The following is a 6423-nucleotide window of genomic DNA, read 5'->3' on the forward strand; positions in this document are numbered from 1 at the left end:
CCACTGTCGACCCGGCCCCCGGTGCCCGGCGTGCCGGTCCGCGGCGTGCCGGGGCGCGGTCGTCAGGCGACGTGCGGAATCACCAAGGACAGCGCCGAGGTGACCTCCTCGGGGGCGGGAGCCACGTCGGGGACCACGTCGCGGAGGGCGAGCCAGCCGTTGATCGCCTGGACGGTCGGCCTGGCCTCGATGAGCTGCGGGTCGTCGACCCCGTACCAGGCGGCCACCTTGGACCAGCGCCACAGCCGGTGGCCGGCGGTCGACATCTCCGAGGAGGGGAAGCCGCTGATGCCGCGGGAGCCGGTGATCGCGTGCCGGACCGAGTCGAGGGAGCGTCCGACCCGCTCGGAGATGTCGCGGATGGTCAGCAGCGGGTCGGCCTCGACCCGAAGGATGTGCAGGCCGGGGGCGCTGGACTCGACATGCTCCGTCACTTCCATGATCGCCACGGCGAGCGTGGGACCGGGCCAGGAGCAGGACGCGTTCCCCGGACGTTCGGCGTGCTCGGGCTCGCTGATGATCGACACCGTGACCGCGCCGTGCGTGCGGTCGAACAGCGGATCCAGCTCGTCTTCGTAGAGGGGACGGCTGAGGATCAGCGCGAAGTCATAGCTCGGCATGCTGATCCTCCTCGGACGTATCTCTCCCCGAAAGGTACAACGTCGCAGGCGATGTATGCTGGGGTCGGGAGTCGTCTCCCTACCCGTATCATGCGTTGATTTCGCATTGGGCGACAGGTTGACGTAGACTCCTTTGTCGGTCCGTCGTCGGCCGCCTGATTCCCTGTTCCTGACGCTTCGTGTGTCGTGCCGGTGGGTTGTGGCCGATTCTCCTCGGAGAGCCGGGCCGAGTCCAATGACCCGACCAGTGAAGCGCGGAGGACATGGCCAAGAAAGAAGGGGCCATCGAGATCGAGGGCTCCGTCATCGAGTCCCTCCCGAACGCCATGTTCCGGGTGGAGCTCGACAACGGGCACAAGGTACTCGCCCACATCAGCGGCAAGATGCGGATGCACTACATCCGGATCCTGCCGGACGACCGCGTCGTTGTGGAGTTGAGCCCCTACGACCTCACGCGCGGTCGGATCGTCTACCGCTACAAGTAAACCCAATCCCACTGGGGTTGCCTTCCCCGTGCGTGGCGGCGCGGGGGTGACCCTGATCCCTAGGAGACCCAGTGAAGGTCAAGCCGAGCGTCAAGAAGATCTGCAGCAAGTGCCGCGTCATCCGCCGGCACGGCAGGGTCATGGTGATCTGCTCTGACCCGCGCCACAAGCAGCGTCAGGGCTGACGCACAGCCCGCACCACAGCAAGCGCATCGCAGCCTTCACACAGGTGGCCGTACGTTTCGCGATCCCCCGGGATCGGGACGTGCGGCGCCGTCGTGTGGAGGACCACCCTCGGACCGCCGGAGGCCGGGGCCGCCACCCGGGCAGGGTGTGTGCGGAGGCGATGCGTCCATACCTCCGCGAAATGAAGGGAACTGCCCACGATGGCACGCCTCATCGGCGTTGACCTCCCGCGCGAAAAGCGCCTGGAGGTCGCTCTCACCTACATCTTCGGCATCGGCCGTACGCGGGCGCTGGAGACCCTTGAGGGCACCGGCATCAGCGGCGACCTGCGCGTCCACCAGATGGGCGACGAAGAGATCATCAAGCTCCGCGACTGGATCGAGGCGAACTACAAGATCGAGGGTGATCTTCGCCGCGAGGTCCAGGCGGACATCCGCCGCAAGATCGAGATCGGGTGCTACCAGGGCGTCCGGCATCGCCGCGGGCTCCCCGTGCACGGTCAGCGCACGCAGACCAACGCACGGACCCGCAAGGGCAAGAAGAAGACCGTGGCCGGCAAGAAGAAGGTCGGCAAGAAGTAGTCCGCACGGTCCCCGACCGGGACCGTCATCGGATCGATGACCTCAGGAGTAGAGAGAGCAGATGCCTCCTAAGAGCCGTGTCGGCGCCAAGAAGGTGCGCCGCAAAGAGAAGAAGAACGTCGCTCACGGGCACGCCCACATCAAGAGCACGTTCAACAACACGATCGTTTCGATCACCGACCCCAACGGCAACGTGATCGCCTGGGCCTCCTCGGGTCATGTCGGCTTCAAGGGCTCGCGCAAGTCCACCCCGTTCGCCGCGCAGCAGGCCGCCGAGGCCTCCGCCCGGCGCGCGATGGAGCACGGCATGCGCAAGGTCGACGTCTTCGTCAAGGGCCCGGGTTCGGGCCGCGAGACCGCCATCCGCTCGCTTCAGGCGACCGGCCTCGAGGTGGGCTCGATCCAGGACGTCACGCCCGTTCCGCACAACGGCTGCCGCCCGCCCAAGCGTCGCAGGGTCTGAGGCAGGGGAGATCTAGAACAATGGCTCGTTACACCGGTGCGGACTGCAAGCTCTGCCGCCGCGAGAAGATGAAGCTGTTCCTCAAGGGCAGCAAGTGCGAGGGCCCCAAGTGCCCGATCGAGATCCGTCCCTACCCTCCGGGTGAGCACGGTCGCGGCCGGCCGAAGGAGACCGAGTACCTGCTGCAGCTTCGCGAGAAGCAGAAGGCCCGGCGCATCTACGGCGTGCTGGAGCGGCAGTTCCACAACTACTACGTCGAGGCGAACCGCCAGCAGGGCAAGACGGGTGACAACCTGCTGACCCTCCTGGAGCGCCGGCTCGACAACGTGGTCTACCGCGGGGGCTTCGCCAAGTCCCGCGACATGGCCCGCCAGCTCATCCGCCACGGCCACATCCGGGTCAACGGCCGCAAGGTCAACATCCCGTCGGCCATGGTGAGCGAGGCCGACATCATCGACGTCAAGCCGAAGTCGATGGAGTCGACGCCGTTCCAGGTCGCCAAGGCCGAGGTCGGCGACCGTCCCGTCCCGGCGTGGCTCGGGGTGGACGGCGAGAAGATGCGGATCCTCGTGCACTCGATGCCGGTCCGCCAGCAGATCGACGCTCCCGTCCAGGAGCAGCTGATCGTCGAGCTCTACTCCAAGTAAGAGCTCGTGTGCCGCCGGGGTCCCCGTGTGGGATCCCGGCGGTTCGGGGAACAATGACACACGCGGTAGTCAAATAGCGGGCACCGCGGAAAGAAGGCAGCACCATGCTCATCGCTCAGCGTCCAACTCTCACCGAAGAGCAGGTCGACGAGTACCGGTCGCGGTTCACCATCGAGCCGCTGGAGCCGGGCTTCGGCTACACGATCGGCAACTCGCTCCGCCGCACCCTGCTCTCCTCGATTCCCGGCGCCGCCGTCACCAGCATCCGCATCGAGGGCGTGCTGCACGAGTTCAGCACCGTCCCGGGGGTCAAGGAGGATGTCACCGACATCATCCTGAACCTCAAGGAGCTGGTGGTCTCGTCCGAGCACGACGAGCCCGTCGTGATGTACCTGCGCAAGCAGGGCCCGGGTGAGGTGACCGCGGCCGACATCGCGCCGCCGGCGGGCGTCGAGGTCCACAACCCGGACCTGCACATCGCCACGCTGAACAACAAGGCCAAGCTGGAGATGGAGCTGACGGTCGAGCGCGGCCGCGGCTACGTCTCCGCCGCGCAGAACAAGCAGCCGGGCCAGGAGATCGGCCGGATCCCGATCGACTCCATCTACTCGCCCGTGCTGAAGGTCACCTACAAGGTCGAGGCGACCCGAGTCGAGCAGCGCACCGACTTCGACCGCCTCATCCTGGACGTGGAGACCAAGCAGGCGATGCTGCCGCGCGACGCGGTCGCCTCCGCCGGCAAGACCCTCGTCGAGCTGTTCGGCCTCGCCCGGGAGCTCAACGTCGAGGCCGAGGGCATCGACATGGGCCCGTCCCCGACGGACGCCGCGCTCGCCGCGGACCTGGCCCTGCCGATCGAGGAGCTGAACCTCACGGTCCGCTCCTACAACTGCCTCAAGCGCGAGGGCATCCACTCTGTGGGCGAGCTCGTCGCCCGCAGCGAGCAGGACCTTCTCGATATAAGGAATTTCGGCGCCAAGTCGATCGAAGAGGTCAAGCAGAAGCTCAACGACATGGGCCTGTCGCTGAAGGACTCCCCGCCCGGATTCGACCCGAGCGCGGCCGCGGACGCCTACGTCGACGACGACCAGAGCTACGCCGAGACCGAGCAGTACTGACACAACCCGATTCCGGCGGCCGGGGCCCGGTGTCCACGGACACGTTCCCCGGCCGTCCGGAGCCAGCTGACGCCGGTACCTGGTACGGCCGGCGCAGGAAGGAAGCACCATGCCCAAGCCCACCAAGGGCACCCGCTTCGGCGGCAGCCCGGCGCACCAGAAGCTGATCCTGGCGAACCTGGCGACGTCGCTGTTCGAGCACGGCCGGATCACCACCACCGAGGCCAAGGCCCGGCGGGTGCGTCCGCTGGCGGAGAAGCTGATCACCAAGGCCCGCAAGGGCGACCTGCACAACCGCCGCCTCGTCGCGCGGACGATCCGCGACAAGGGTGTGGTGCACCAGCTCTTCACCGAGATCGCGCCGAGCTTCGAGAACCGTCCCGGCGGCTACACCCGCATCACCAAGATCGGCCCGCGCAAGGGCGACAACGCCCCGATGGCCGTCATCGAACTGGTGCAGGAGCCGATGCCGGCCTCCACCGGCAAGACCGCGCCGCAGGTCAGCGAGGCCGAGCTGCCCGCTGAGGGCGACGTCACCCTCAGCAAGGCCGAGCCCGAGGCCGAGGCCGCGGAGAGCGCCGAGGACAGCAAGTCCGAGGGCGGCAAGGAGTAATCCGCCCATGTGACCCTGGCCGAGCGTTTGCTCGATCTTCGTTAGGGCCCGCCGTTCCAAACGGGACGGCGGGCCTTGATCTTTGCCAGACTTGATCACATGGTCATGTCAGGGGGGCGAGGATTCGCTGGGGAGCGTGTTTGGGGAGTACCGATCGAGCGGATCGGCTCATCGCAGGGAACGGACACCGGCAGTGGCGCAGAAGGACAGCTCGGCTGACATGACCGCACTGGTACGACTCCGGCTCGATATCGGGTACGACGGGTCGGGTTTCGCGGGCTGGGCGAGACAGCCGAACCAGCGGACCGTCCAGGGCGTCATCGAGGACGCCCTGGCGCGCATACTGCGTCTGGATCCGCCGCCCATGCTCACCGTCGCCGGCCGCACGGACGCCGGCGTCCACGCCCGGGGACAGGTCGCCCATCTGGTGGTGCCCGTCGCGGCCTACTCGGCGATCAACGGGACGATGCCGCGCCGCCTCGCGGGGCTGCTGCCGCCCGATGTGCGGGTGTGGCGCGTGTCGGTGGCCCCGGAGGGGTTCGACGCCCGCTTCTCGGCGCTGTCGCGCCGCTACGTGTACCGGGTGTCCGACAACCCCGTCGGGGTGGAGCCGCTGCGCCGCCACGACGTGCTGTGGCATCCGCGTCCGCTGAACCTGGCCCGGATGAACGAGGCCGGGCGGCTGCTGCTGGGCGAGCAGGACTTCGCCGCGTACTGCCGCAAGCGGGAGGGCGCGACGACGATCCGGGAGCTGCAGCGCTACGAGTGGGCCCGCGACGACCGCGATCCGCACCTGGCCCTCGCGACCGTGGAGGCGGACGCGTTCTGCCATTCGATGGTCCGCGCGCTCGTCGGGGCGCTGCTGATGGTCGGGGACGGGCGGCGCGAGGTCGAATGGCCCGCGCAGGTGCTCGCCGCGCGCGTCCGCGACTCCGGTGTGAACGTGGCGCCGGCCCACGGCCTGTCGCTGGAGGAGATCCGCTATCCCGGCGCCGAGAGTCTGGCCAAGCGCGCCCAGGAGACCCGCCGCGTCCGTACGCTCAACGCCGCCGCGGCGGCCGCGGCCGTCGCGGAGGCGCCCGCCGAACCGTCCCGGCAGGAGCCTTCCCAGGGTGGTGAAGCCCGTTGACTCGCGGCGCGCCGTCATGATGGAGCGCTCCATCGGGACGGCGCGCCGCGGATCAACGTGGTGCGGGTGGTGGGTCAGTTCTTCGCGCGGGCCTTGACCGGGCGGAGGTCGTAGTCCAGGAACTGCTGGGCCGCCTGCTTGATCACGGGGTCGCCGGGCTGGGCCTGCTTGCCGTTCGCCCACTGGACGTAGGCGTAGGCGACGTACCGGCCTTGGACCGTGACGGCGGCGTACCCGCCGGCCCGGTCGAGGTTCGGGGTGTGCTTGCCGCCCATGCCGCGGAACCACTCGTACCTGGCGGGGTCCCCGGCCTGGCTCACCTTGAGCGCGGCGTCCTTCGTCGGCATGACCGCGAGCCCGGACGTGACGGCCAGCGAGCTGGCCCGGTGGATGAACGTGGCACGGACGATCTTGCGGCACTTCTCCTGCCGCAGCGCCTGGAGCATCGAACCTCTGGCCGCGTACGACGGGTCGCGGTTGAGTGACCAGCGGTCGCGGGTGAAGGTGCGGCCGCCGAGGTTGATGGCCTCGGTGGGGAACACTTCGCGGAACGCGATCGGCTTCGGGTCGCTCCTCTCGTT

10 protein-coding genes are annotated in these 6423 nt (G+C 68.4%); 8 read left to right on the forward strand and 2 right to left on the reverse strand.

Annotated features, from left to right (window positions below; translation table 11 throughout):
* Positions 1-62: 62 nt before the first annotated feature.
* Positions 63-620 (reverse strand): hypothetical protein, encoded by a 558-nt coding sequence (locus tag E1285_RS22965; RefSeq protein ID WP_132155348.1) that lies wholly within the window; start codon positions 618-620, stop codon positions 63-65.
* A gap of 263 nt (positions 621-883) precedes the next feature.
* Here E1285_RS22965 and infA point away from each other — a divergent pair, with 263 nt between their 5' ends.
* The 8 genes from infA to truA all read left to right on the forward strand — a co-directional run bounded on the left by infA (position 884) and on the right by truA (position 5842).
* Positions 884-1105, forward strand: a complete 222-nt coding sequence (infA, locus tag E1285_RS22970; RefSeq protein WP_103564366.1) for a translation initiation factor IF-1 — start codon at positions 884-886, stop codon at positions 1103-1105.
* A gap of 71 nt (positions 1106-1176) precedes the next feature.
* Positions 1177-1290 (forward strand): 50S ribosomal protein L36, encoded by a 114-nt coding sequence (gene rpmJ / locus E1285_RS22975; RefSeq protein WP_131876382.1) that lies wholly within the window; start codon positions 1177-1179, stop codon positions 1288-1290.
* Between the two features lie 201 nt (positions 1291-1491).
* The gene (rpsM, locus tag E1285_RS22980) at positions 1492-1872 is read left to right on the forward strand and encodes a 30S ribosomal protein S13 (protein WP_132155350.1); all 381 of its coding nucleotides are present in this window, start codon (positions 1492-1494) and stop codon (positions 1870-1872) included.
* Positions 1873-1933: 61 nt separating this feature from the next.
* Positions 1934-2335 (forward strand): 30S ribosomal protein S11, encoded by a 402-nt coding sequence (gene rpsK, locus E1285_RS22985; RefSeq protein WP_132155352.1) that lies wholly within the window; start codon positions 1934-1936, stop codon positions 2333-2335.
* Positions 2336-2355: 20 nt separating this feature from the next.
* On the forward strand, positions 2356-2982 hold the full coding sequence (rpsD, locus tag E1285_RS22990; protein WP_132155354.1) for a 30S ribosomal protein S4: 627 nt from the start codon (positions 2356-2358) through the stop codon (positions 2980-2982).
* Between the two features lie 104 nt (positions 2983-3086).
* Positions 3087-4100 carry a DNA-directed RNA polymerase subunit alpha gene (locus E1285_RS22995; RefSeq protein ID WP_132155356.1) on the forward strand — a complete coding sequence of 338 codons (1014 nt, stop codon included), beginning with the start codon at positions 3087-3089 and terminating at the stop codon, positions 4098-4100.
* Positions 4101-4209: 109 nt separating this feature from the next.
* Positions 4210-4713, forward strand: a complete 504-nt coding sequence (rplQ, locus tag E1285_RS23000) for a 50S ribosomal protein L17 (protein ID WP_132155358.1) — start codon at positions 4210-4212, stop codon at positions 4711-4713.
* A 220-nt stretch (positions 4714-4933) separates the two neighbouring features.
* Positions 4934-5842: a tRNA pseudouridine(38-40) synthase TruA gene (truA, locus tag E1285_RS23005; RefSeq protein WP_207946743.1), complete on the forward strand. Its 909-nt coding sequence runs from the start codon at positions 4934-4936 to the stop codon at positions 5840-5842.
* A gap of 74 nt (positions 5843-5916) precedes the next feature.
* On the opposite strand, the gene E1285_RS45715 is transcribed toward truA, so the two are convergent.
* Positions 5917-6423 (reverse strand): hypothetical protein (locus E1285_RS45715; protein WP_165966711.1); only part of this gene is annotated, 507 nt, incomplete at its 5' end.

Origin of the sequence: Actinomadura sp. 7K507, assembly GCF_004348425.1 — a bacterium.
Lineage (GTDB): Bacteria > Actinomycetota > Actinomycetes > Streptosporangiales > Streptosporangiaceae > Spirillospora.